This is a genomic window from Anabaena sp. PCC 7108, from assembly GCF_000332135.1.
GTDB lineage: Bacteria > Cyanobacteriota > Cyanobacteriia > Cyanobacteriales > Nostocaceae > Anabaena.
In genome coordinates this window covers 4,440,895-4,467,613 of sequence record NZ_KB235896.1, presented here as the reverse complement: position 1 = coordinate 4,467,613, position 26,719 = coordinate 4,440,895, and the positions used below count along the sequence as shown (strand labels likewise).

The window sequence follows — 26,719 nt, the reverse complement described above, 5'->3', positions numbered from 1 at the left end:
ATCGCCAGGGACTTATTCATAAATTGAGCCTTAACACTAATTTGAGCAAATTATAGTGTTACTTATCGACTACCGACACCCTAAACTATCCCTTGTAGCAACCCCAGTTACAGGATTAATACCATCTGCTCGTTCACACAATAACGACACTTGATAACGGTCAATCAACGCATCTGTAAAATCAGCACCTGTGATATCCGCATCATAAAAACGACTACGGGTTAAAGTTGCCTCTGTGAAAATTGCATTCTTGAGATTAGCACCATCCAAGGTCACTCTATCAACTAAAGCACCTGTTAAATTTGCATCTGCCAAATTTGCTTTTAACAAAACGCCTTTAGTTAAAATTGCGTTAGTTAAATTTGCCCCTTGAAAATTTGCCCCTCGCATTTCCGCTGCGACAAAATTCCCACCGACTAAATCAGCGTGAGAAAAGTCACTATTTTCTAAAGAGGCATTGTTATAGTTGATGGTGTTGACTTGAGCAAAAGCAGGTTTGGGATTGATAATTACCCAAAACAAAGCCAACATCAACATCAATATTAAAGTTAATAATCTCAACAAAATCTTTTTCATAAATTTATTAATTTTTATTTGTAGTAGGGGTTTAGCATTACTAAACCCCTACTTATTTTTTGCCAATGACTAAATATCTATTTCCAATCTTTACCAATCCGAATTGTTAAGTCAGATTCTAAATCTCCAGTTGCTGAAACATCAATTTGACCCAAGCCTAAAACCTGTTGTAAGTCAACTCCTGTTTGATGAGTTCCTTTCTGAACAACTATCTGAGTTTGGCGTTGGGTATCAGGCCAATCAGAAATGGTGTAAATATTTGTAAAACCTTTTTGTTTGAGATAGGTAATAACTTTTTCCGTTAATTGAGGTTGATTGGATGCGTTTTGAATAGCAATTTTGAGGCGATATACAGGTCTTAAATCTGGCTTCAGACCGGGTACATTTACCCCAACATAATCATTCAATAAGCTTTGTTGTCCACTCATATTCAGCCAATAACTATTAGGGTTTTTGCTGAATTTGCTGAATGTACCTGGTAAGATAGTCAATTGGAAATTATCCCGCTCTACATTCACGGAAAAGTTCGCCAACGCCATCATTTCTTCCATTTTCAGGTTTGTGTCAAAATACTTTCGCATAATGCGAGTTAATTGGGGCAACCTGGGTAAAACCGTGGGACTATTCATTTGTTGTAGCAAAGAGGTGATGAGTGCTTGTTGTCGCTGAACTCGTGGTAGATCCCCTAAACCTGTTTCCCTAAATCTGGCAAATAATTCTGCCTGTTCACCATTAAGAGTCTGCCAACCGCTGACTAAATTTACCGATAAACCACCAGCTTGATCTTTATAATTCATCTCTTGGGGTACAAATACATCTACCCCACCCAACTGATCAACTAATTGTCTCAGTCCACTAGTAGAAATACGAATATAGCGGTCTATAGGCGCATTGTTTAAGGTGCGGCTAACTACCCGTGCAGCTAATACTGGTCCACCCTTGGCATTAGCTTCAGATACTTGAGTGAGTCCCTGTTCTGGAATCGAGATCATCGTTCCTCTGGGAATTGAAAGCACCCGAATAGATTTATCGCTGGGATTTAGCCGTACTAATAACATCGTATCGCTGCTACCCGCAAAACTTTCTGGGGAGCCATCCACAGTACCTTTAACTGGTTCAATACCCATAACTAAAATATTCATGGGTTTTGATAGTTGGTACTTGGAGAGTGTACTCAGTAAATATCCAGGTACTTTTACCTGATCTTTCGTATTAGAGGCAAAATCATCATCTTTGACTTGATCTAAATTACTCCACAGAGGAGTCCAAAGTGCTAAACTTGATACTAGCAACCCGGATAAAATGATCCCTAAAACAAAGGTTAATATCCACAGTAGCCAGCGGGGCATCGTCAAACCCAACCGATCATATATCTCGTTAGGAAGCGCACCCACCGACTCAACGACATTTCGAGAATCATTGATTGGCGATTTTGGTATTACCGCTTCCTCTGATTCTGGGACTTGTTGAGGTATGACCGGATTTTCCGTCCGTGGAAATTGTGGCGATCGCACTCCTGGATCTAAAGCTGGTACTTGCTGAGGTATAACTTGATTTTCTGACCATTGAACTTGTTTTATCACAATTCTCTCCCCACTCAACCACTCCCTAAAGGTATGTTAATGCAAGCAAAAAATTTTGCCAGAGTAATGTCTATCTGTAAGAATTTTAGATTTCAGAAAAGCAAAGTTTAAATTTTTTGGGTACGGTAGCCCTCTTAGTTTTAACTAGGTGATAAATAAAACATTTAAAAAGCACTATCCAAAATTGAATGAATGTACACTTGTATTGTTCTGCAATAGGTGTAGATGACAACATGAATAGTTTACTAATCCCTGTAATTCTTGCCGGCGGAAAAGGTGAGCGTTTTTGGCCTCTCAGTCGTCGAAACCGACCCAAGCAATTTTTAAGTCTCGATGGTAGTTCTAGAAGCTTACTCCAAGGAACTGCTGATCGACTACTAACACTGGCAGGTGGTTGGGATCACCTGTGGGTGATTACTTCTAGTCAAATAGCTCAAGGAGTACGAGAACAATTACCCAATCTACCGGAGCAAAATTTGCTAATCGAATCAGAAGGTAGGGATACAGCCGCTGCCGTTGCTTGGACAAGTTTGGAAATCAAAAAGCGTTACGGAGAAGATGCTGTGATTGGCTTTTTCCCTGCTGACCACTGGATTGCTGATCAAGAGGCGTTTGCACATACGTTAGGTGCAGCTACCGAACTTGCTATTAGCAAAGCAGCGATTGTCACTTTAGGGATCAAGCCTACTTTCCCATCAACTGGTTACGGCTACATTGAACAAGGTGAAAAGATTGGTAGCTTTAATGATTTGCCAGCTTATCACGTCAACCGTTTTACTGAAAAGCCCGACCGGGAAACGGCAGAAACTTTTTTATCTACGGGACTATTTAGCTGGAATAGTGGTATGTTCGTCTTCCGGGCTGGAGTGGTTCTGGAAGAACTGCGTACCCATGCCTCAGAAATTATCGAACCCTTAGAGCAACAAGGCCCTGATATATACCCCCAGTTGCCTAAAAAAAGTATAGATTATGCGTTGATGGAAAAAACAAGTCTAGCATATGTTTTACCAGTGGAATTTGGTTGGGATGATTTAGGCGACTGGAATGCGATCGAACGCTTACTCAAAAAAGCAGATCATCCTAATGTTGAATTAGCTACTCATGTAGGACTAGATACTGAGGGAGCGATTATTTATGCCTCCAATCCAGATGATGTCGTTGTGACAATTGGGTTAGATGATGTGGTGATTGTGCGCGATCGCAATGTTACCCTGATAGTTAAAAAGGAACGTACTCAAGAAATTAAGCAGATCCTCAAAATCCTGCAAAGTGATCCCCGGTTTACTGACCTATTGTAAAAGTTAAAACCCTTGGTAGAGGCTCAGAAGTATTGTTCCCAATTATAACTAGATTGTCTATAGTATTCTGTGACATTTAGTTTAAACAACAACTTTGAGCCTTCAATCCTGGGGATCACCATGAAATTTACTTTTTGCTTCAAAAAAATATATTTCTTAATCAAAGATAATAGGTAAATAACCAGTAGGCAAGAGTTTTTTTTAATTTTTAATTTTTAGTTTTTAATTTTTTTATCTTTAAATTCCTCAAAAATGTTCTTAACCCAAACTGTTCCCCGACAACGAGAAATTATTGAAGTAGTCCTCCGCAACGGCTGGGACTATATGCGAAGGTTACTCACTGGTGGTAAAGCTGATCAACCCCAACTACCTACACCTGCGGTCTTAAAAAACATCTTGGTAGATTTAGGTCCTGTCTATGTCAAACTCGGACAGCTACTTTCTACCCGTCCAGATTTACTCAGCGCTGGTTACATTGAAGAACTGTCAACTCTCCAAGACGAAGTACCGCCAGTTCCTTGGTCAGAAGTAGAAGTAGTTCTCCGTCAACAGCTAAAACGCCCACTGGAAGAAACTTTCAACACAATTAATCATATCCCAGTAGCAGCGGGATCAATTGCTCAAACCCACCGCGCTACTTTAGCAGACGGAAGAGAAGTGGCGCTGAAAGTCCAGCGCCCAGGAATCGATGTAACAATTGCTCAAGATATTGCTTTAATTCAAGGAATCGCGGATTTAGTAGCGCGGACTGATTTTGGCCAAAATTACGACATCAAATCCACTGCTGAAGAATTTACTAAAGCCCTAGAAGCTGAATTAGATTTTAAACGAGAAGCCGGTTTTACAGACCAACTCCGGCGGAACTTATCCCAAAGTCGTTGGTATGATCCCACACAAATAGTAGTTGCAGAAATTAACTGGGATTTGACAACAGAAAAATTACTGGTGATGGAGTGGCTAGATGGGGTTCCCCTGCTGTTAGCTGATTTAAGTAACGAAAATCCTGAGGATGCTGTCGCCAAACGAACAGCGATCACTACTTTATTATTTAGAGTATTTTTTCAGCAACTATATATTGATGGCTTTTTTCACGCTGATCCCCACCCAGGCAACTTATTTTATCTCACATCTGGACGTGTGGCGCTGCTAGACTGTGGTATGGTGGGCAGACTTGATCCCCGTACCCAACAAATCTTAACAGAAATGTTGTTAGCAATTGTAGATTTAGATGCTCAGAGGTGCGCTCAGTTAACTTTACAACTTTCCGATTCTGCTCAACCAGTAATTTTGTCGCGGTTAGAAAATGATTATGACCGAATGCTGCGAAAATATTACAATGCCAGCTTGACTGATATCAATTTCAGTCAGATAATTTATGAAATTTTGCAAATAGCTCGCAATAATACAATTCGCTTACCTAGCAACATGGGCTTGTATGCTAAAACCTTAGCAAATTTAGAAGGGGTAGCGCGTACCTTTAACCCCGAAGTGAATTTATTTGCTGAAATTAAGCCATTAATTACAGACTTGTTTCGTCAGCAGTTATTGGGAGATAATCCAGTGCGATCGCTCTTACGCACCGCTTTAGATATCAAAAGTCTCTCTTTACAATCTCCTCGTCAAATTGAACTATTCTTAGACCGTGTAACATCAGAAACCTTACAGTGGAACTTATCACTTCAGGGTTTAGACGGTATGCGCCGCACAATGGACGATGCCGCTAACAGACTTTCTTTTAGTATATTAGTAGGTTCCCTGATTATGGGTGCAGCTATTATTTCTAGTCAAGCCCAAACATCTCAGTTATCATTCGTAAGTAGTGTTCTATTTGCTGCGGCTAGTTTGTTAGGCTTATGGTTAATTATTAGTATTTTGCGCTCAGGGCGTTTAAGGTAACTTAATTAACTTAGCTAAGGTGGGCAATACCAGATAGCAAATGTTAATTTTTATATATAATTTTCACAAGGGGCTTACCTAAGCTCAGATTACTTAGATAATTATACTTAACTAATTATTTTGAATTCATGGATGTAGTATCACATTAATTTCAGTTGAGAAATAAATATTCATGTTAAATCAACAAGGTATATTCCAGATGGAGGAAAATATCCCTTTACCTGGTGATCCGCTGCCATTCAATTCCCGATTTTACATTGAACGTCCTCCAATTGAAAGTGATGCTTATAAAGAGTTGAGCAAACCTGGGGGATTACTACGCATTAGAGCATCTTGCAATATGGGCAAAAGTTCCTTGATGTTGCGGTTAATTCACCAAGCCATGAATCAAGGATACCTAATAGTAAGTATAGATTTTCAACAGGCAGATAGTCAAATTTTTGCTAGTCTTGACAAATTTTTGCGCTGGTTTTGTATTAATATTGCTCGTCAGTTGTCCCTGACACCAAATCTAAACGATTATTGGGATGAGGACATCGGGAGTAAAGTTAGTGCTTCAGTTTATTTTGAGGCATATTTATTAAAACAAATTCAGAGTCCATTAGTTTTAGTTCTGAATGAAGTCAATTATATTTTTGAACATCTGCAAATTGCTAAGGATTTTTTGCCTTTATTAAGAAGTTGGCATGAAAAAGCCAAACAAACTAAAATTTGGCAAAAAATGCGTTTGGTAGTAATTCACTCTACAGAAGTTTATATTCCTTTAAATGTAAATCAATCTCCCTTTAATGTGGGGTTATGCTTAAAAATACCAGAATTTAATGCAGAGCAAGTAACAGAATTCGCTAGACAACACGAACTGAATTGGTTTGATATTAGTGCTGTAAAACAATTAATGGAGCTTGTTGGTGGACATCCTTATTTAATTCATCTAAGTTTATATCATCTCCAGCAACAAAAAATTTCTTTTCCAGAACTACTAGCAACAGCTATCAGCCACAACGGCATTTATAGTAATCATTTAAGGTATTTATTGACGATATTACAAAGTAACAAAGAACTATCTGTAGCTTTTGATGAAATTATAAATTCCCATAAATCTACCCATATATCGGCAAATTTAATTTATAAATTAGATAGTTTAGGACTTATTAAAAAAGTAGAAAGTGATAATTTTCAACCTGCTTGTGAAATGTATCGTTTATTTTTTCAAAAAGAAAACTTAATAGCAGAAAATAATACTTCTATTCGGTTAGAACAACTAGAAGAAGAAAATGAAAGATTAAAATTTTTAGTGAATATTGATACACTGACTCAAATTGCTAACCGGAGGTATTTTGATAATCGCTTCCAATTAGAATGGGAAAGGATGGAAAGTACCCAAGAACCTATAGCCTTGATATTAGCAGACATAGATAAATTTAAACTTTTTAATGATACCTATGGACATCAAGCTGGAGATGATTGTTTAAGTCAAGTTGCTCAAGCAATTAGTTCAGTAATCAAACGACCAGATGATTTAGTTGCTCGTTATGGTGGTGAAGAATTTGCTGTAATTTTACCACGAACCGACGCTAAAGGAGCGATCATAATTGCAGAAGAAATTAGAAAAAAAGTCAAATTATGGGAAATTAAAATTCCTAACTTCACTAAATATAGTCAAGAAATAAATGTAGCTAAGGTAACAATTAGTTTAGGAATTGCCTGTATTATCCCTCAAGCTTCTCTTGGTTTAAAGGAATTATTTGAAGCAGCTGATCAAGCACTATATCAAGCCAAGCAAATGGGGCGCGATCGCACTATTTTAAGTTCAAAATTTTCTTATTACAAACCAGGTTATAAATGATACCTCCACATTACTTTTATTGATGGGGATACCCCACAACCTTCTTAATTCATTAATTAAATTATACTTATAATTGGCTGAGGGATTATTTACAGCATCGTCAAGAATTAGTAAAAAATGATTCCACTAGAGAGAAGCTTTCTGAACACCATCTGTGCGATCCTTAGTAGGGGGCAGAAATCAGAAAGCAGAAGGCATAAGGTAGAAGGAAATAATTTTTTATGTCAATAATCATCGCTGAAAACCTGAGTAAATCTTATCCAGTAGCCATTAAAGAGCCGGGTATTCGTGGAACCATTAGCCACTTTTTTCGCCGTACCTATCGGCAGATTAACGCAGTTCAGGATGTATCATTTGAAATTGCTCCTGGTGAAGTAGTTGGTTTTTTGGGGCCAAATGGTGCAGGTAAGACTACTACTTTAAAAATGCTCACCGGGCTAATTCATCCTTCTAGCGGTACAGTCAGAGTAGCTGGACAAATTCCCTTTCGTCGTCAAGAAGCATTTTTGCAAAAAATCACCTTAGTGATGGGACAAAAACAGCAGTTAATTTGGGATTTACCAGCATTAGATTCTCTCAAAATTAACGCCGCAGTTTACAACATTGCTGATAAAGAATTTCATCGTCGAGTTGGTGAATTAACAGAAATGCTTTCTTTAGAAGGGAAGCTTAACCAACCAGTCAGAAAACTTTCATTAGGTGAACGGATGAAAGCTGAACTGTTAGCAGCACTTTTACACCGTCCCCAAGTTTTATTTTTAGATGAGCCAACTTTAGGATTAGATGTAAATGCTCAAGTTGGAGTCCGCGACTTTTTAAAAGATTACAATCAACTTTATCAAGCGACTGTATTATTAACAAGTCATTACATGGCGGATATCACAGCTTTATGTCAAAGAGTGCTGGTAATTCACCAAGGAAAATTAATGTATGATGGTAGCTTAGATGGACTATTAGAAAATTTTGCCCCCTACCGAGAAATCTATGTTGAATTAGCTCAAGCACTACCAGCAGAAAAACTTATGTCCTATGGTGATATTCAACTTTTAGAAGGTCGAGCCGTGCGGTTTATAGTCCAGCGAGAAGCACTTACCAGCACCGTATCACAAATTTTAGCTGATTTGGAAGTTATTGATTTAACAGTAACTGAACCACCTGTAGAAGAAGTAATTGGCAGAGTTTTTAAAACTGGGTTTGTATAAGTAATGGGACAAAATTAAATTCATTCGTGGAGAGAGGGAACTCTTAATAGAAAAACAAATATACTAAGGGCTGGTGTAATACCATTTATTTGTGAAGTTGCGCCAAATCCTATCTTTTTTAAACGCAAAGGTACGCAGAGGTTAGCGCAAAGGTACGCAGAGATTTTATCAAGATAATTCCCTATGTTCCAAAATAATTAGGCGCATCTATGGCTACGCTACGCAAGCTATCATAGAGGGTTGGTGTAACTACGCGACATTTGAAATATTAATAAAAATGTGCATTCCCAAACTAGGCGGGGTTGGGCGTAACAAAGTAGGTTTTTGCGAGTTTTTTCTAATTGTTCAATAATACTTGGTTGATGTATTTGCTGCCAGTAAGATTGTTGTAGATAATCAATTAACCATAATTGGGCTTCTGTATCTAATTCTTTATCAATTTTTTTGGCTAATTCCAAGGCACTGCGATAAGATGTAGGTGTTTTTGTTACCTGTTGGAGTAACTCACTGGGAATGGTTTGTAATTGCTGATAAGATGCGATCGCACTTCCTGGACTACCAGCCGCTAAATTCAAGACTTCTGGATGCTGCAAAATCTCTTCATTTCCTGTTTGTGTCAATACCTGAGCAACCCCAGACCTATCCAAACGATAAAAAGGAATCTTTTGACAGCGTGATACTAAAGTTGGTAACACAGATTCAGGTGAAGGTGCAATCAAAATTAATGTCGCCTGTCCAGGTTCTTCTAACGTTTTCAACAAAGCATTTGCAGCCGATTCCGCCATCGTTTCCGCCTGTTCTAATACAACCACATTTCTAGAAGCTTCCAAAGGTGGACGGGAAAGAAATTGAGTAATTTCCCGAATTTGTTCTAAACGAATTACAGGAGGTGCTTTTCGTTTAACTCCTTTCTCTGCTGCTTCTGCGGCTGTGAGTCGTTGTCCTTGATATTGGTAAGTTGGTTCTACCCAAAACAAAGACGGGTGATTTCCTTGACGAATACGGTTTTGCAAAGTGGGAATTTGATGTGGTTCTACAGAACTAGAAAACAGTAATTCAATAAAACATCTTGCGGCTAAACTTCTGCCCACACCTTCAGAACCAACAAACATATAAGCTGGTGCAATTCGGTTTTGTTTGACAGCTTGCGTTAATAATTCTATTGCTTGTGGTTGCCCTATTAATGGAGAAAACATAATTTAATTAAACAACTGCTCATTTAAAATTTCCTGGATCATTTTTTGGACAACTTCTTGACTCAAACTTCCATCTACTCGGAAAATTCTGGATGGGTAAGTTGCAGCTAATTCTGTATATCCTTGTTGTACACGACGATGAAAAGCAATTGTTTCCTGTTCAATACGGTCTAGTGTAGCTTGACCACGTTTGCGAGATAGTCCCACCTCGACATCGACATCTAACCAAATAGTCAGATCACTTTCTAACCCACCAGTAGCAATATTATTAAGCTGATTAATTATACTCATACTTAAACCCCTGCCATAACCTTGATAAGCAATGGTAGAGTCAGTATAGCGATCGCACAAAATATATTTCCCTACTGCTAAATTCGGCTTGAGTTCCTGTTCGATGTGTTGCGCCCTATCAGCAGCATACAACAGTAATTCTGTCACTTCCCCAACAGGCTTATCCTCTGACTTTTCCAGCAATAGTCGGCGTAAATGTGAACCCAACTCCGTTCCCCCTGGTTCACGAGTTAGAATAACAGATACACCTTGAGTCTCTAGCCATAAACTACACATCTGCATCTGGGTAGTTTTACCACAGCCTTCCACTCCTTCAAATACAATTAATTTACCACTCATGTTTTAAAATTTTTCTCCTACCGATTTTTTAACCCTAAGACAGCATAGAGATTTATGTCACGTTCCCAAAGTCCGGTTGATCATCAGTTTGCATTCCAAAGCTTACCAAGAAGTATGAGTACTTTGGAAACCTGGACTTTTGGTGTTACAAATCATCTCAGTTGGATAACATTAGTCCCAACTGTTCATGCGGACTTGGGAACAGCAGCTATTTTCGTTTGGGTTCCCGCTGTCATAGTCGGAATGCTAATCAACTATCAAGTCAAACATCTAGGTAGAAATTTTTTAAATGTAGCTGGGGGAACTCCTAACTACATAACTCGTTTGTGGCCAGGCTACCCCATTATTGCCCGCTATGCCGCCATTGGATATCTCATCTCGTGGCTTTCAGTTGTGCCACTCAACTCGGTAGTACTCACAAATATGATTCATGGGAATCTAGATGTACTGGATATTCCCTGTCCAGACACAATTTTGAAACTTGGCTTTACCTTATTACCCTTTGTTGTTGCCTTTAGCGGGAGTCGTGCCTTAAGTATTTTACATCTATTATTTTCACTTCCTGCCTTACTTTTGCTGTTATTATTTTGTCTGCAAGGATTGGGTTTTTTAGCTTTCTCTCCTCATAGTCCCAGCTTTTTTCCTCAACATTGGACATCGTTAAATTTTATAGCTTGGGCTAAGTGGTTCTTTTTCATCAGCTATACCACCTACAGTTGTGAAACTGTTTCCTCATTTGTAGCTGATAGCCGTCACCCCAAACAAACTTTAAATTTTCTCGACATAGCTGCTTGGTTAATGCTGCCCATTTTTATCGGTGGTTCTTGGGTAATTATCCGATTATGCACCATTGAAGGTCTAGAAGATAATCCTTATCTTAATTTTGCCGTAGCATCTGTATCATTTTGGGGAGACTTTGGACCAATAACCGTAACTTTTTTACTGACTAGTTGTTGTTTACTAGGTTCAGCAACCGCAATTTCTAATTCACCTCGAATTATCTATCAGTTAGCTGTAGATAAACACTTAGCATCAGTTTTTTCTCTAGTTTCATCTCGTGGGGTATTTGGTTCATCACTAGTTCTGAGTTTATGCATCAGCATGATCTATTTTCTTTGGGGAGACATATCTCAAATCGTCATAGTGGGAAATGTTGCCTGGTTTGTAGCGTTCATGCTCATGCATTTAGGGTTATGGAAAAAACGAAATCAACCAGATATATTGTGGCCAAAACTATCTTTAGTCTTTTTTATCATAGAAGCCGTAATTCTATTAGTGACTGCCTATGCTTGGGGCTGGCAAGATTTTTTGGCAGGATTATTAGCGCCATTTTTTGTATTGCTGATTGATGCCTTAGTTCGTTATCTTCCCATTCCTGTTTTTCGTTCCCATTGGTGGATAAAGCTGTATAAATCACATCAGCGAACCTCCATTAAAGACCCCTTGGCTATACAAGTGGGGATATTAATGTTTCTCCTCTGCGGTGCTGTTTTGGTGGGTTGCTTATTTGTTTGGTTATTGAATGTAGCCCCGATCACAACCGTGAAAAATCTGGTTGTTATTTTGTTGATAACAGTAGCATTTGTAGGAGTTGCGATCGCTTGTTGGACAAGTTTACCCCAAGTAGTTGCTCTAGCAGAAGCACGAGAAGCCGCAGAACACTTATTTACTGTTGCCCAAGATGGAATTTTAGTAGTAGATGAACAGGGTATTATCCGCCAAGCAAACCCGGCAACAGAAGACTTTTTTGGTTGTAATCCATCGCAATTATTGGGGCATCACCTACAAAAATTCCTGCCCGAATTAACCGCATATCCAGAACAATGGAACAAACGAGGAGAACATACTCTATGCGATTATCAGAAAATCAGAACTTTGGAAGTTTCCATCTCAGATCGACCACATCAAGATTTTCAAGAATATGTAGTCATTGTCCATGACATTACCCAACGCAAGCAAGCTGAAGAAATATTACTAAATTCAGAAGCTCAATTACGCCAAGAGGCACAACAATTAGCTGCTCAATTGGTGCAAAGTGAAAAAATGTCAAGTTTAGGACAATTGGTAGCAGGTGTAGCCCATGAAATCAACAACCCAGTTAGCTTTATTTATGGCAATCTCACCCCAGCTAATTTATATATTCAAGATTTAATTAAACTCATACAACTTTATCAGCAACACTATCCCCAGCCGAATGCAGAAATACAAAATGAAATTGAAACTATCGATCTAAATTTTATCATGGCAGACTTGCCTAAATTACTTAATTCCATGAATGTTGGCGCACAAAGAATTACAGAAATCGTCGTATCTCTGCGAAACTTTTCTCGTTTGGATGAAGCAGAAATGAAAGCGGTGAATATCCATGAAGGTATTGATAGCACACTGATGATTTTACAAAGTCGTCTCAAGGCTACATCTCACCGTCCAGAGATTGAAGTTATTAAGGAATACGCTAATCTACCGCTTGCAGAGTGCTACGCTGGACAACTCAATCAAGTATTCATGAATATTCTCGCTAATGGGATTGATGCTATAGATGAGTTAGTTATCAATCACAAAACAGTGAACAATCCCAAAATAGAGATTTATACAGACATTACTAGTAACCAAGAAGTAATAATTTGCATCAAAGATAATGGTTCTGGCATGAATGAAAATGTACAGAAACATTTATTTGAACCATTTTTTACCACAAAACCAGTGGGTAAAGGTACAGGATTAGGCTTATCTATTAGTTATAAAATTATTACCGAAAAACATGGAGGCAACTTAAAATGTCTTTCTGAACCTGGTCTTGGCACAGAATTTGCTATTATTATTCCCTTAAAACAAAAAAATTACCACCTAAATAATCATTGAAGTGCAGAAATTGGGATAGAAAGCATTTTCTTAGCTTCCTCTAATCCCTAATTTCTGCTTTCCTCGGTTCTGATAATGATACCGTTATAAATAAATGTGATATTACATCAAGTCCGGCTAATTGCTTATCAAAAAAGATCCTGCCTCCCCGTGCGGTTCCGTAATCATAAGTATTCAACCGGACTAGACACTATATTATTGGGAACTACGTTGTTGACGACGTGATTGTCTATTCTGCCAATTTTGCTTAAGTTGTTCCCGTTGCGCTGGAGTTAGAACTGCTTGAATTTTTTGTTTTGAAGACTTCTTGATTTCGCCAATTTTAGCTTTCTGCGTTTCAGTCAGATTTAGAGTAGCGAAAGGATCTTTTCTTCCTTTACGCTCACCTCTTTGCTGTGGAGACTGACCTCGATCTGCTTCCATTGCTGCTTTTAGCTGTTGTTGTTGTTCTGTCGTCAAAACTTGTTTAATTTGAGTGCGTGTCTCGCGGTGAATTTTCTGAATTTCTGTTTTTTGTGCATCACTTAGCCCTAATTTTTGCCAAGGACCTTTTTTTTCAAATTTTTGACTTGGCTGAGTTGAAGGGGAAGTTTGTTGTGCTTGGGCTACAAAGGGGATTGCAGTTACAGTAAGCGCAAGCGCAGCAGCCATAAATGAGAATGTTTTGAGTTTCATAAATAAGCTTGTGTTTTTTCGATTGGATGTCACTATCATAAGAACTTACCTTCAACTACCACATGAGGATAAAGTCACGTTTACACTCATGACTAAAGTAATGGTTCCATCCTGACAAAGGTGACTAGCTATGAAGTAGAAATTAAAGTAAGTATATTTATAGTATATTACCCAGGGCGCATCCCAATTTGGCAAAAATAATTTTAATAAATGTAAATATAACTGTATAACAATCTTGACACACATCAACGAAACATTCAAAATCCCAAATTTCAACTTTTGAATTATATGTCTCCCCCTATTCAGGTTAATAATCATCCTTTTCGCTTTCTGCTTTATTTGGAATGGGGATTACTGGGGCTTTCTGCTTTGATGGTAACTATACCATCCCCATCACCTCGATTTTCTGTGCAGTTTCCCGAATTAACTATTTGTAGCTTGGCTATTTTTGGTTTGATGGGCTTAAGACTACCTACAAATAGTAAATTTTCTCAAGTAATATATACAGCTACAGAAGTTGCTCTAATTTTAATAATTGGCTTTTTTGGTGGCAAAACTACTAGACTTTTCCCCTTCCTTTACTTAATTTTAGTAACTCGTAGTTGTTTAATTTTTCCGTTAACTGGACGTTTGACAGTCACTTTTTTATCATTTATCTTGTTTTTTATCACACTTAATCATCGCGCACCTTCTTTTAGGTTATCTCCACTAGCTCAAGAACGTTTTCGGTTTTTTAGTTTTAGTCTAACAATTTTATTCGGATTAAGTTTAGTATTTATTTTACTGTTGATGAATGCAGTATTATCTGAACGCCAAAGTCGAGAAAGACTAGCTATTGCTAATGAAAAACTTCGCCAATATGCGCTGAAAATTGAAAATCAGGCTACTCTAGAAGAACGTAATCGCATTGCTAGGGAAATTCATGATTCTTTAGGACATTCTCTAACTGCTTTAAATCTGCAATTAGAAACTGCTTTAAAGCTGGCTAAATCTGATATACCTAGAGCTTTGACATTTTTAGCAACAGCTAAAGAACTAGGTTCAAAAGCATTACAAGATGTACGCCACTCGGTTTCTAAAATGCGATCACACCCTTTACAAGGAAAATCTTTAGAACAGGCAATTGCTATTCTTGCAGAAGATTTTTATCGTTCAAATAATATTTTCATAAACTGTCAAATATCTCTGAACTTGCCTTTATCTATTGACATTATTAACCCTATTTATCGCATCATTCAAGAATCATTGACAAATATTTCTAAATATGCACAAGCTTCGGAAGTCAAATTAGAATTAACTACAACTACAGAAGCTTTAAAATTAATAGTTGCAGATAATGGTAGAGGTTTTGATTTACAACAAAATACTACTGGTTTTGGTTTACAAAGTATGCGTGATCGCACTTTATCTCTAGGAGGTGAGTTTACAATTAATAGCGCTTATGGCTCTGGTTGTGAAATTATAGTTGATATTCCCTTATCTCGGTAAAAACAATGATTAAAGTCTTACTTGTAGATGACCAAAGTTTAATTCGACAAGGATTAAGAGCATTATTAGAATTAGAAGCGGATTTAGAAATAGTTGGAGAAGCAGAAAATGGCGAAACTGCAATTAATTTGGTTGAGAAATTACAGCCAGATGTAGTTTTAATGGATATCAGAATGCCGATCATTGATGGAGTCGCAGCTACTAGAGAAATTCAAAAACGCTTTCCTAATACCAAAGTTTTAGTATTGACAACCTTTGATGATGATGAATATGTGAAAGCTGCCTTACAGAATGGTGCAATGGGTTATTTACTCAAAGATACACCCTCAGAAGAGTTAGCTGTTGCCATTCGTGCTGTTGATAAAGGCTATTCTCAACTAGATCCAGGAATAGTTAAAAAACTTTTGACTCAATTCCCTTCCGGTTTATCTAAGCCGACACCATCTATCCCACCGAGTTTAGCTGAACTGACACCCAGAGAGAAGGAGGTTTTGTGGTTAATTGCTACAGGTGCTAGTAATCGAGAAATTGCCCAGAAACTCTATATCTCTGAGGGAACAGTCAAAAATCATGTCACCAATATTTTAAACCGATTAAATTTGCGCGATCGCACTCAAGCTGCTATCCTTGCCAATACCTTCTCATCTTATTTAGAACAAGATACTTAATTTAAGATTTCAGTATTCTCTGTATTTATAACCACAAAAATATGTATCATATTTTTGAGTATCTAGCATTTTTATTGACAAAAATTAATACATAATGATCAACATCAAACTATAATCTGCAATCACTAGGTTCAAGCATAAACCCCAGATTCCATACTCTGTATAAGTCTCAAAGCCTGAGCCAAAATAGTAATCCGTTATATTTGCTTAACTTATAACTGATATAACAAAAACTAAATTCAGTATTTCCCCGGTATTATTCTGACCTGTTATTCAGCATAATTGAGCCATAGGGAACTGAGCAAAGGGCATCCATTTACACAGTCAGACCTTAATGACAACAAAAAATGGAGGTATCAACACAGCTAAATCAATTTTTGCCTATTTATTTAAACACCGTAATCCTCAAAATTAAATTGGGGCAAATATATGCCAGATTTATTAAGATCACAACTAGGCGATTTCAATAGCATTGTCTGCTTCAAAGCCGTAGTTACGGGCATGGAAGATGCTTTAGGAGAAAAAGCCACGGCTATTGCTTTAACCACAGCTGGACGAACAAGAGGCAAAAAACTAGCAACAGATTTGGGTTTAGTGGGAACTCTAGATTCCTTAGATGATGTAGCTAAAAAATTGTCTCAAGCATTAGGTAAAGAAGGAACCAGACTTTGTATTGTTGATCGAATTGTGACGGAAGGTGAGAATATTAAAGTATACACATCTGAAACAGTTTGTTCAGCAGGTGAACCACAAAATTCGACCCGCAAATGTACTTTTACAATGGGTGCAGTTTGGGGAGCAATAGAACAAGTACTTAACAAACGTTTCCGAGCAGTACATACTGAATCAGTACTCAGAGGTGGTACTCACGATGTATTTGAATTAACGCCTTTAGACTAAAAAGCCCATAACTTTAATTAAAGATCAAGAACTTATTGAATCAGGAATTAATAAAAATTCCCTACTCACTTTCAAATTAAACACAACGGAGAACAATAATATGGCTATTAATACAGAAAAACTGAGCATGATTTTACAACACTTTGTAACTGCTACTACTGACGTTCAAGGAGCAGCACTTGTTACTCCCGATGGTCTACCTTTAGGTGCAAGTTTACCAGGTGGAATGGATGAAGAACGTGTATCAGCAATGTCAGCATCTATGCTGTCTCTAGGTGAACGGATTGGGATTGAGTTAGCTAGAGGAAATGTAGACCGCATCTTTGTAGAAGGTAATAAAGGCTTTGGTATCTTGACAGGTTGTGGTGAAGATGCAGTATTGCTTGTATTAGCTAGTGAAAGTGCAAAACAAGGATTACTAATGTTAGAAATTAAACGTGTTCTTGCCGAACTCAAACTAGTTCTATCCTAAATAATCTCATACTAAAGCCAACTTAATACAAGTTCCCTTGTAGACAAAATACTCCTTAAACTAGGGAACTTTACAGCCATTAATAAACAAATATCAACCCTATTTAGGAGTTTGTTTAAGCTAGTGAATTATCAATCATTAATTTGTTTATTTATGGAGTAAATAAACATGGAGATTATGCGCTTGATTGTCACCGGCTCAGTAGGAGCAGGTAAATCCACTTTTATCCGTTCTATTAGTGAAATTGAAGTCGTAGATACAGATACCCGTGCAACTGATGAAACAGCATTGTTGAAACAAAGAACTACTGTGGCTTTTGACTTTGGTCGATTGCAATTTGGACCTGACATGGCTTTACATCTTTATGGCACACCTGGTCAGTCTCGTTTTGATTTCATGTGGGATATTTTGATTCGCAAAGCTCACGCTTATATTTTACTAGTAGCAGCACATCGAGCTAGAGAATTCCGTCATGCGCGTAAAATTCTCAACTTTATGCAAGAACGCGCTCAGATACCCATGATCATTGGTCTAACACATACCGATTGTCCGGGAGCTTGGTCTGAAGAAGATGTATACCTTGCTATTGGGTACGTTGATAAAGCCGAAAGACCTCCTATGGTCAGAGTAAATCCTAACGAAGGAGACTCTGTCGGTGAAGCTGTCATTGCCCTAGTACAGTACTTAATGGAAAGTTGTGCAGTCTAATCTATCTCATTAATCCTAATTATTTTAGGAAAATTACCTCAATTAAATCAGAATTTTTTGAGGTTAAGTTTCGGAATATTTTTATTCTGATTTGCTAGATATTTATATCCTTTAGTAAAGGAGGTAAAATATGACTATTACTGGTAACTTTGCCGATTTTTCCTTCCCAGAACTACTTCAGTTTTTAGATCAAGGAAAAAAAACAGGACTACTTTACATTGAATTTTTACCAGAAGGAACTGAAACCCGGAAAAAACAAGTTTATTATATGTGGCTGCATCAAGGTCGAGTCATCAGCGCAGCAGATCGCTTAGACCAACAAGGACTAACATTAATGATTGCTCAAAGAGGGTGGATAAGTGAGCGTGTCATCTCCAGAGTTACTCAAATTTCCTCCTGTTTTATCAACTCACCACTAGGTTTGTGTCTCAAATCTCAAGGACTACTACAACCAGAACAATTAAAACTGCTATTTAATAGCCAAGTTTTGCGTCCAGTATGTTCCTTATTTCAAGTCAAGGATGCTCTGTTTAAATTTGAGCCAACATCATCATTGCCTTTGGGAGAAATGACAGGTTTAAGTATGTCTGCAACTGAGGTAATATTAATTGGACTCCGGGCGCTACGAGATTGGACGGCTTTAGAAGAAAAACTGCCAGATCCAACTTCCGGTTTGTCAGGGTTTCTCGTGAAACAGCCCAAAATGCAGTTAAATGCTCAAGAATGGCAAGTATGGGAATTTGTCAACGGACAGGTTTCTCTACAGCATATTGCCAATCAACTGAGTATACCCCTAGCAACTGTACAGCAAATTGCTTTCCGACTGATTGTAGTTGGTTTAGCAGAAGAGTATTTTATGGTTGGTGCTACACCTACATTCACTTTAGAAGAGCCTATTTCCACTTCTATTTCCGCAATCACTTTTCCAGAACCATTACAGGAAACTGTGCCTGCAACTAAACCAGCACCTACAGAAAAGCCAGCAGAAAAGCCATCTGTTAGTCAATCATTCCTCAAAAATTTAGTTGGTTTTTTACGCAATAAGACATCATAATTAAAAATGCAATTTTGGTGACTTATTTTTAGGTAAAAATTAATAATATAAGGTGCATATCTTTGCTACTCTGATCAAAGCGTGTAATCTTATAGCATACTCTTTTACACAGCATATACAAGACTTAATCCAAGCACATCTATCTTTTTAAAGGGTTAATTATGGCTATCGAACCGAGCGCTTTTATGGCAAAAATGGAAACAAGAATTGGTTTAACTTCTGAAGATAAAACTATTCTTAAATCCAACGCAGATTGGGGAAAAGAAATTGCTGCAACAATGGCTGATCACTTCTATGATTATCTAGGACGTGATGAAGAAATGAGTGCCATTTTAAATAAAAGTGAAGGACGAATTCATCGCCTACATGAAACATTTATTCAGTGGTTTAATGAAATGTTTACAGGAGTGGATAATTGGGGCGAACAATATGCTAAAATTCGTTGGCATATCGGGCTTGTTCATGTGAAGATTGGAATTGCTCCTCAGCACGTAGTTCCGGCGATGGCAGTTGTTGTCCATGAAGTTGGTAAAAAGCTCAGACTTGATGGGAAAACAGATGAATTACAATATGCATTAGGCAGAATTTGTATGATTGATTTAGCTTTTATTGAGCAGGCTTATGTAGAAGTTTCCTCCGCTGCGGTACTTAAAGAAACTGGTTGGTCAGAAGCTTTATTCAAACGGCTCATTGGTACTGGTGCATCTAGTATGTAAGCACAAGCATTTAAACTCCATCACTTCTGTCTGTTTATTTTCCTGAAAAAAATTTTGCATTTCATTTAGTTAAGATATATATAAGCCCTGGAGGTATTTACTACCGGGGCTTTATTTTATGCAAATATAGAAAGTGACAGTATTATATCAGGTCTAGTTGAATACTTATCATTTAGACTGACGCTCAAGACACGGAGACGCTCCAGACGCGGTGATTATATATTGATGCAGATTCTCAAATCATCCCGCAATTATGCAACGCCCAAAAATCACTATGTCTTCTTCTGCTTTTTCTGAGATCACTTGCACGACAAACAGATGAAAGTTGTATTGGGAAAAGTAGGGTAGCGACTAATCCTTCTATTTTTACTTGCTTCTGACTGTGGAGCAACCATACCAGCATTTTTAGGGTCTTTTTGCCTAGTATAGTGACTGACAGCCCTCTGCATCCTCCTCTTCACCAAATCTATCTATGCTGTTTACCCCGGTAATTTGGGTTTTCTAAAACACTAATTTACGAGGTTAGTAAGCACATATACTGTGCCATTAGCTTGCCCATAACCTCATTTTGACGGCAAATACGACTTTGAGATTACGGTTCACCCCAATTCCTGAACGTATTAATTCTCCTACATTAGTCAGAGTGACAGCAAATTGATCCATGAACCAACTAAAAACAAACTTTAAAATTAACCGTCCTATTCAAGGTTCGGGAAACCACCCTTCATGGACTGGCTACACAAGTTCAGTATATATATCAGCATAACTTGCGGTTTCAAGCCCAGAAAAGCTAAACCATGCTGAACGGACTGCTTTTTTGAATCAGTTAGTTCACAATTTAGTCCTTTATAATCCCATTCATTTGTAGTTATACGGAGTCAACAAAATAAAATGGCAAAAGTAGTTGGAATTGACTTAGGTACGACGAACTCCTGCGTAGCAGTTATGGAAGGTGGTAAACCCACTGTAATTGCCAACGCCGAAGGTTTTAGAACCACACCATCAGTAGTAGCATTTGCTAAAAACGGCGATAATTTAGTTGGTCAAATCGCTAAACGTCAAGCGGTAATGAACCCCGAAAACACCTTTTACTCTGTTAAACGGTTCATTGGCCGCCGTTTCGATGAAGTTACCAAGGAAACTACCGAAGTCTCTTATAAAGTTCTCAGCAGTGGCGGTAACGTCAAGCTAGACTCTCCAGGCGCTGGTAAGCAGTTTTCTCCAGAAGAAATTTCAGCCAAAGTCCTCCGCAAACTCGTAGAAGACGCGAGTAAATATCTGGGTGAAACCGTTACCCAAGCAGTCATCACCGTTCCTGCATATTTCAACGACTCCCAACGTCAAGCTACCAAAGACGCTGGTAAAATCGCTGGTATTGAAGTTCTACGGATTATCAACGAACCAACAGCGGCTTCTCTAGCTTACGGTTTTGATAAAAAGAGCAACGAAACCATCCTCGTATTTGACCTTGGTGGCGGGACTTTCGACGTATCTGTCCTGGAGGTGGGAGATGGCGTATTTGAAGTATTAGCAACATCTGGAGATACTCACCTTGGTGGTGACGACTTCGATAAAAAAATCGTTGACTTCTTAGCTGAAAAATTCAAAAAAGACGAGGGCATTGACCTCCGCAAAGATAAACAAGCCTTACAACGTTTAACTGAAGCCGCTGAAAAAGCCAAAATTGAGCTTTCTAGCGTTACCCAAGCCGAAATCAACCTGCCATTTATTACAGCTACCCAGGACGGCCCCAAGCACCTGGATACAACTCTAACTCGTGGCACATTTGAAGAACTCTGCTCTGACTTAATTGACCGTTGCCGCATCCCCGTAGAAAATGCTCTCAGAGATGCCAAATTAAATAAGAGCAACATTGATGAAGTCGTACTAGTTGGTGGTTCTACCCGGATTCCCGCAGTCCAAGATGTCGTCAAGCGGGTGCTAGGTAAAGACCCAAACCAAACTGTTAACCCTGATGAAGTAGTAGCAGTTGGTGCAGCTATTCAAGCAGGTGTTCTATCTGGTGACGTTACAGGCATCTTGTTGTTAGACGTATCACCTCTATCCTTGGGTGTAGAAACCTTGGGTGGTGTGATGACTAAGATTATTCCTCGTAACACCACAATTCCTACCAAAAAATCAGAAGTCTTCTCGACTGCTGTAGACGGTCAAACTAACGTAGAAATTCACGTCCTCCAAGGGGAACGGGAATTCTCAAATGATAACAAGAGTTTGGGAACCTTCCGTTTAGATGGTATTCCTCCCGCACCTCGTGGTGTACCTCAAATTGAAGTTACCTTTGATATTGATGCTAACGGTATTCTCAACGTTACTGCTAAGGATAAAGGCACTGGTAAAGAACAATCTATCAGCATTACTGGCGCTTCTACCTTGGATAAAAATGATGTTGACCGCATGGTGCGCGAAGCTGAACAAAATGCTTCTAGTGACAAAGAACGCCGTGAGAAAATTGAACGTAAGAACCAAGCTGATTCTTTAGCATACCAAGCTGAAAAGCAGTTGCAAGAATTGGGTGATAAAGTTCCTGATGCTGATAAAACCAAAATTGAAGGTTTGGTAAAAGAACTGCGGGAAGCAGTAGCTAAGGAAGATGATGAGCTAATTAAGAAGCTGACACCAGAATTGCAACAAGCACTGTTTGCTGTTGGTAGCAACATCTATCAACAAGCTGGTGCAGGTGAGGCTCCTGGTGGTGGTGCTGAACCTCCCTCTGGCGGTTCTACCCCTCCTTCTGGTAGTGGTGATGATGTAATTGATGCAGATTTCACTGAAAGCAAATAATTCCATTCTTTGGGGGTTTAATTGCTCCCTTTTTTATTACCCATTCAGATTTTTATCTGGGTGGGTATTTTTTATAAGTAGTGATGCAAAATAAATTTCACATTTATCAGAGGGAACAGGGAACAGGGAACAGGGAACAGGGAACAGGGAACAGGGAACAGGGAACAGGGAACAGGGAACAGGGAACAGGGAACAGGGAACAGGTGACAGGTAATTCTTAATTTTCCCCGCGTCCCCGTGTCTCCGCGTCCCCGTGTCTCCGCGTCCCGACTTCACCGCATCTCCTAAGTCCCCAGCATCTGCAAGTTATGCAATGTGGCATAGAGTCCTCCTTTTTCTAGCAATTGTTCATGGCTTCCCTGTTCGATTAATTCCCCACGCTTCAAAACAAAAATCCGGTCTACATTACGAATTGTAGACAAACGGTGAGCAATAATAATCGCAGTTCGTTTTACTAGAAGCTGATTTAATGCCTGTTGAACTAAAGCTTCTGTTCCTACATCTAAACTAGCGGTAGCTTCATCTAATACTAAAATTTGTGGGTTACGAATTGCCGCACGAGCAAAGGCTAAAAGTTGTTTTTGTCCACTAGAAATATTTGTCCCTCGTTCTCGTAATTGAGTATCATAGCCTTGGGGTAATTCATTAATGAATTCAGCAATATTAGTCTTTTCAGCAGCTTGTTGAATCTCGGCAAATGTGTAACTATCTCCTAAAGTAATGTTACTTTTAACATCACCTGCAAACAAAAAGGCTTCTTGTAAAATCACTGCCATATAACGCCGCAGTTCTGCTTGTGGTATCTCACGGATATCTACACCATCAATCAAAATGCGTCCTTGTGTGGGTTCATAAAGACGACACAAAAGCCGGATAATTGAACTTTTACCCGCACCTGTAGGTCCAACTAAGGCGATTTTTTCCCCAGGATGAATAGTAAAGTCTAAGTCTTTAATTACATAATCATCGTCTTTGTAAGCAAACCAGACGTGTTCAAAGCAAATTTCTCCAAGTTGATCTGGAGAGGGAAATTTCCGGGATTCTAGACTCTCAATGATCTCATCGATGTAACCAAGATTAAAATTCAAACTTGCAGGCTGAGGATTAAGAATATCGCTGATTTCTATTCGTTCATCTAAAATATCACTCACTCTTTCAATAGCAGTGAAACCAGATTGAATTACAGTAAATTTTTCTGCAAAATTCCGTAAAGGATCGAATAATTGTTGAGCATATAAAATAAATGCTGATAAAATCCCAAAAGTGATATTATTATCTAATAGCAATGAACCACCAATCCACAACACACCAGCAATGGCAATCAGGCTAACCCATTCTAGGGTTGCTGAAACAGCAGAATCATACCAAATTGTATGATCTAATTCTTTGACATATTGCTTATTTGTGGTGCGAAACAATTCTGCATTAAATTTTTCCCTGCGGAATAACTGCACAACATTAATGCCAACAATGTTTTCTTGCAATTGAGAATTTAGTTTTGACAGTTCTTCACGGGCTTTATAATTTGCTTGACGATACTGCTGCTGAAAGTAAATAATTACCCAGGTGATTGGTAAGAGAATTAACAGCAGCAATCCAGCAAGTTGCCACTGAAGAGAAAACATCAAACCAATAATCACCACCATAGAAAATAAATCGGAGACAATACCAATGGCTCCTGTTGCAAATACATCTCCTAGGCTTTCTACATCGCTTGTCAGTCTAGTAATTAGTTTACCTACTGGTGTGCGATCAAAAAACCGCACTGCTAGAGATGTAACATGGTGAAATAAATCCTCACGGATTGCAGCAGTGATTTTTTGTCCTAGTTTCTGTACCAGATAACCTTGAATACCTGTGAGTGACAATCTAATGATCATTGCTCCCAAAAAAAATCCTTGCAGGATTCCTAAACCTTGCCAGAGGGAGCGATTTTTGAGAAATTCATAGGTGCTGGGTTCTTGACGAATCAGAGATATTGCCTGTCCAATCAATAATGGTTGAATGGCATTAGCTAAGGCAATGGGGATTAGTAAAGACATTGAAAACGTCAGTAGTAGCCTACTACGTCGGGCATAGGGTACTAGACGCAAAAATAACCGCCAGTCATTTTCACGCCGACGGTATTGTTTGTGAGATTTTTTCGGGGATTGATAGATGACCATAATTATAAAGATAATTGAAATTTAGGCTTTATCCATACAAATTTACTATTTAATTTGGCAATCGGGTATGAAAAAATTAATACAATTTTTTTTATTACTAGATAAATATGATGCTGGTAAGCGAAATTAAAGGTGTTGTTTCAGAAGTTGTGAATAGCACAAGAATAATTAGGAAAGTTTTTTTAATTTCTCTCCATTGTTATTGGTCTAGTACGTAAATTTAATCAAAAATAGGTTGGGTTTTGTTATTTAACCCAACTTTTAATCTGATATAGCGTTTCCTAGGAAGAGTGAAGTACAAAATCATCTGCGTTTATCTGCGTCCATCTACCTTGAAAAGTTTCCTCCGCCGGGAAACCCGGCTTCGAGGAATTTTTCGCTGCGTTTAATTATTACAGCTTGTACCTCACTTGAATGGTAATTGCTATAACTGAATTTTTAGCGCATGGTGACAAATTCTTCGGCTGAACTAGGATGGATACCTACTGTAGCATCAAAGTTAGCTTTAGTTGCACCCATCTTCAGAGCGATCGCTATTCCTTGAATAATTTCCGCTGCATTTGTTCCCACCATATGCGCTCCCAGCACCTTATCGGTATTTCCATCTACCACCAACTTCATCATCGTTTTTTCGTCTTTACCTGCTAAGGTGTAGTACATTGGTCGGAAGCGACTGCGATAAATTTTCACCGTTTCCCCATATTGTTCCCTAGCTTCTGCTTCAGTCAAACCCACAGTTGCAGCTTCTGGTGTGGTAAAGATGGCTGTAGGTATATTTTCATAACTCATGGTGCGAGACTTGCCACCAAATACGGTATCAGCTAAAGCTCGTCCTTCATTAATCGCTACTGGAGTCAGGTTAATTTTGTTGCTACAATCTCCGACTGCATAGATATTTTCTTCATCTGTGCAACTATATTTATCAACAATAATTGATCCATCATCGTGCAATTGGACTTTGGTATTTTCTAAACCCAATTTTTGGGTGTTTGGTTTGCGACCAGTTGCAGCTAAACTGACAGCATCCGCAATTATTGTTTCCTCTAAACCCTCAGCCCCGCTAACAGTTACTTTAACGCCTTCTGCACTTTTCTCAATTGCTATATTTTGGATTTTATTGATAATTTTAATGCCGTGGTTACTCATTGCTTGCTGAATTTCAGTCTGCAAATCTTGATCAAAACCACGCAAAATCTTTTCACCACGAATTATCTGGGTGACTTCGGTTCCGAGTCCATTGAGGATACAAGCAAATTCTGTACCTATATAACCCCCACCCAAAATCACAATTCGCTTTGGCTGTTCTTTAAGGTTAAAAATATCATCGGAGGTAATAGCGTATTCGATGCCCTCAATGTTTGGCTTGACTGGATAGCCACCCACAGCAATGAGAATTTTGTCGGCGGTAATTTGGCGTTCTCCGACTATAACTGTATGAGCATCGACTAATTTACCATGTCCCTGCAAAAGTTCAACTTTGGACTTATCCAGCATTCCTTGATAAATACCATTCAGGCGAATCACTTCATTATTGACCGCCGTAATCATTTTTTCCCAATTTAAAGAACTTTCCACAGAACTCCAGCCGTATCCTTGAGCATCTGTAAACAACTCAGAAAAATGAGAAGCATAAACCATGAGTTTTTTAGGGACACAACCACGATTAACGCAAGTACCTCCCAGTCTATCAAACTCGGCAATGCCTACTTTAGCGCCATATTCGGCGGCACGTCTAGCTGTGGCAATTCCACCTGAACCAGCACCAATTACAAATAAGTCAAAATCGTAGGTCATATCACTTTTAGATTTTAGGTTTTGGATTTTAAATTAAAAATCTTGAATGAATAATTCGTAATTAAAGGTTTGGCAATTGTTGCAGATTTTCATAGCAATCCTAAATGATTGGGAAAAAATCTCTTTTTTTGTGGGCAATTCCCACCCTCAAATATTTTCACGAATCAATTAGGATTACTATATCTATA

The 26,719-nt window shown here is 38.5% G+C and carries 20 protein-coding genes; 13 read left to right on the top strand and 7 right to left on the bottom strand.

Features of this window, described 5'->3' with window-relative positions; all coding sequences use genetic code 11:
* Positions 1–69: 69 nt before the first annotated feature.
* Together ANA7108_RS0120935 and ANA7108_RS0120930 are read right to left on the bottom strand one after the other, a co-directional pair.
* On the bottom strand, positions 70–576 hold the full coding sequence (locus tag ANA7108_RS0120935) for a pentapeptide repeat-containing protein (RefSeq protein ID WP_016952783.1): 507 nt from the start codon (positions 574–576) through the stop codon (positions 70–72).
* A 77-nt stretch (positions 577–653) separates the two neighbouring features.
* A complete protein-coding gene (locus ANA7108_RS0120930; RefSeq protein ID WP_016952782.1) occupies positions 654–2,159 on the bottom strand; it encodes an LCP family protein in 1,506 nt (501 codons plus the stop codon).
* Positions 2,160–2,392: 233 nt separating this feature from the next.
* On the opposite strand from ANA7108_RS0120930, the gene ANA7108_RS0120925 reads away from it, so the two are divergent.
* The 4 genes from ANA7108_RS0120925 (at position 2,393) to ANA7108_RS0120910 (ending at position 8,401) form a co-directional block, all read left to right on the top strand.
* A complete protein-coding gene (locus ANA7108_RS0120925; protein WP_016952781.1) occupies positions 2,393–3,457 on the top strand; it encodes a mannose-1-phosphate guanylyltransferase in 1,065 nt (354 codons plus the stop codon).
* Positions 3,458–3,709: 252 nt separating this feature from the next.
* Positions 3,710–5,353 (top strand): AarF/ABC1/UbiB kinase family protein, encoded by a 1,644-nt coding sequence (locus tag ANA7108_RS0120920; RefSeq protein ID WP_016952780.1) that lies wholly within the window; start codon positions 3,710–3,712, stop codon positions 5,351–5,353.
* Between the two features lie 172 nt (positions 5,354–5,525).
* Positions 5,526–7,199: an AAA-like domain-containing protein gene (locus ANA7108_RS0120915; RefSeq protein ID WP_016952779.1), complete on the top strand. Its 1,674-nt coding sequence runs from the start codon at positions 5,526–5,528 to the stop codon at positions 7,197–7,199.
* A gap of 221 nt (positions 7,200–7,420) precedes the next feature.
* On the top strand, positions 7,421–8,401 hold the full coding sequence (locus ANA7108_RS0120910; RefSeq protein ID WP_016952778.1) for an ATP-binding cassette domain-containing protein: 981 nt from the start codon (positions 7,421–7,423) through the stop codon (positions 8,399–8,401).
* A gap of 230 nt (positions 8,402–8,631) precedes the next feature.
* Here ANA7108_RS0120910 and holB read toward each other — a convergent pair whose 3' ends face one another.
* Both holB and tmk read right to left on the bottom strand, forming a co-directional pair.
* Positions 8,632–9,597 carry a DNA polymerase III subunit delta' gene (holB, locus tag ANA7108_RS0120905; RefSeq protein WP_016952777.1) on the bottom strand — a complete coding sequence of 322 codons (966 nt, stop codon included), beginning with the start codon at positions 9,595–9,597 and terminating at the stop codon, positions 8,632–8,634.
* Between the two features lie 3 nt (positions 9,598–9,600).
* On the bottom strand, positions 9,601–10,227 hold the full coding sequence (tmk, locus tag ANA7108_RS0120900; RefSeq protein ID WP_016952776.1) for a dTMP kinase: 627 nt from the start codon (positions 10,225–10,227) through the stop codon (positions 9,601–9,603).
* Positions 10,228–10,281: 54 nt separating this feature from the next.
* On the opposite strand from tmk, the gene ANA7108_RS0120895 reads away from it, so the two are divergent.
* Positions 10,282–13,089, top strand: a complete 2,808-nt coding sequence (locus tag ANA7108_RS0120895) for an ATP-binding protein (protein WP_042490587.1) — start codon at positions 10,282–10,284, stop codon at positions 13,087–13,089.
* A gap of 195 nt (positions 13,090–13,284) precedes the next feature.
* On the opposite strand, the gene ANA7108_RS0120890 is transcribed toward ANA7108_RS0120895, so the two are convergent.
* Positions 13,285–13,764, bottom strand: coding sequence for a hypothetical protein (locus ANA7108_RS0120890; protein ID WP_026104352.1), 480 nt, complete (start codon positions 13,762–13,764; stop codon positions 13,285–13,287).
* Positions 13,765–14,052: 288 nt separating this feature from the next.
* On the opposite strand from ANA7108_RS0120890, the gene ANA7108_RS0120885 reads away from it, so the two are divergent.
* The 8 genes from ANA7108_RS0120885 (at position 14,053) to dnaK (ending at position 22,572) form a co-directional block, all read left to right on the top strand.
* The gene (locus ANA7108_RS0120885) at positions 14,053–15,252 is read left to right on the top strand and encodes a sensor histidine kinase (RefSeq protein WP_016952773.1); all 1,200 of its coding nucleotides are present in this window, start codon (positions 14,053–14,055) and stop codon (positions 15,250–15,252) included.
* 5 nt (positions 15,253–15,257) lie between these two features.
* A complete protein-coding gene (locus ANA7108_RS0120880) occupies positions 15,258–15,920 on the top strand; it encodes a response regulator transcription factor (protein ID WP_016952772.1) in 663 nt (220 codons plus the stop codon).
* Between the two features lie 429 nt (positions 15,921–16,349).
* Entirely contained in the window at positions 16,350–16,820 is a 471-nt protein-coding gene (locus ANA7108_RS0120875; protein WP_016952771.1) for a hypothetical protein, read from the top strand.
* A gap of 100 nt (positions 16,821–16,920) precedes the next feature.
* Positions 16,921–17,292, top strand: a complete 372-nt coding sequence (locus ANA7108_RS0120870; protein ID WP_016952770.1) for a roadblock/LC7 domain-containing protein — start codon at positions 16,921–16,923, stop codon at positions 17,290–17,292.
* Positions 17,293–17,460: 168 nt separating this feature from the next.
* Positions 17,461–18,000 carry an ATP/GTP-binding protein gene (locus ANA7108_RS0120865; protein ID WP_016952769.1) on the top strand — a complete coding sequence of 180 codons (540 nt, stop codon included), beginning with the start codon at positions 17,461–17,463 and terminating at the stop codon, positions 17,998–18,000.
* Positions 18,001–18,130: 130 nt separating this feature from the next.
* Positions 18,131–19,054: a DUF4388 domain-containing protein gene (locus ANA7108_RS0120860; RefSeq protein ID WP_016952768.1), complete on the top strand. Its 924-nt coding sequence runs from the start codon at positions 18,131–18,133 to the stop codon at positions 19,052–19,054.
* 161 nt (positions 19,055–19,215) lie between these two features.
* Positions 19,216–19,770 (top strand): protoglobin domain-containing protein, encoded by a 555-nt coding sequence (locus tag ANA7108_RS0120855; protein ID WP_016952767.1) that lies wholly within the window; start codon positions 19,216–19,218, stop codon positions 19,768–19,770.
* A gap of 891 nt (positions 19,771–20,661) precedes the next feature.
* Positions 20,662–22,572: a molecular chaperone DnaK gene (dnaK, locus tag ANA7108_RS0120850; RefSeq protein ID WP_016952766.1), complete on the top strand. Its 1,911-nt coding sequence runs from the start codon at positions 20,662–20,664 to the stop codon at positions 22,570–22,572.
* A 284-nt stretch (positions 22,573–22,856) separates the two neighbouring features.
* Here the strand turns inward: dnaK and ANA7108_RS0120840 are convergent, their stop codons facing one another.
* Positions 22,857–24,737, bottom strand: a complete 1,881-nt coding sequence (locus tag ANA7108_RS0120840) for an ABC transporter ATP-binding protein (RefSeq protein ID WP_026104351.1) — start codon at positions 24,735–24,737, stop codon at positions 22,857–22,859.
* A gap of 438 nt (positions 24,738–25,175) precedes the next feature.
* Positions 25,176–26,531 (bottom strand): glutathione-disulfide reductase, encoded by a 1,356-nt coding sequence (gene gor / locus ANA7108_RS0120835; RefSeq protein WP_016952763.1) that lies wholly within the window; start codon positions 26,529–26,531, stop codon positions 25,176–25,178.
* Positions 26,532–26,719: the final 188 nt, after the last annotated feature.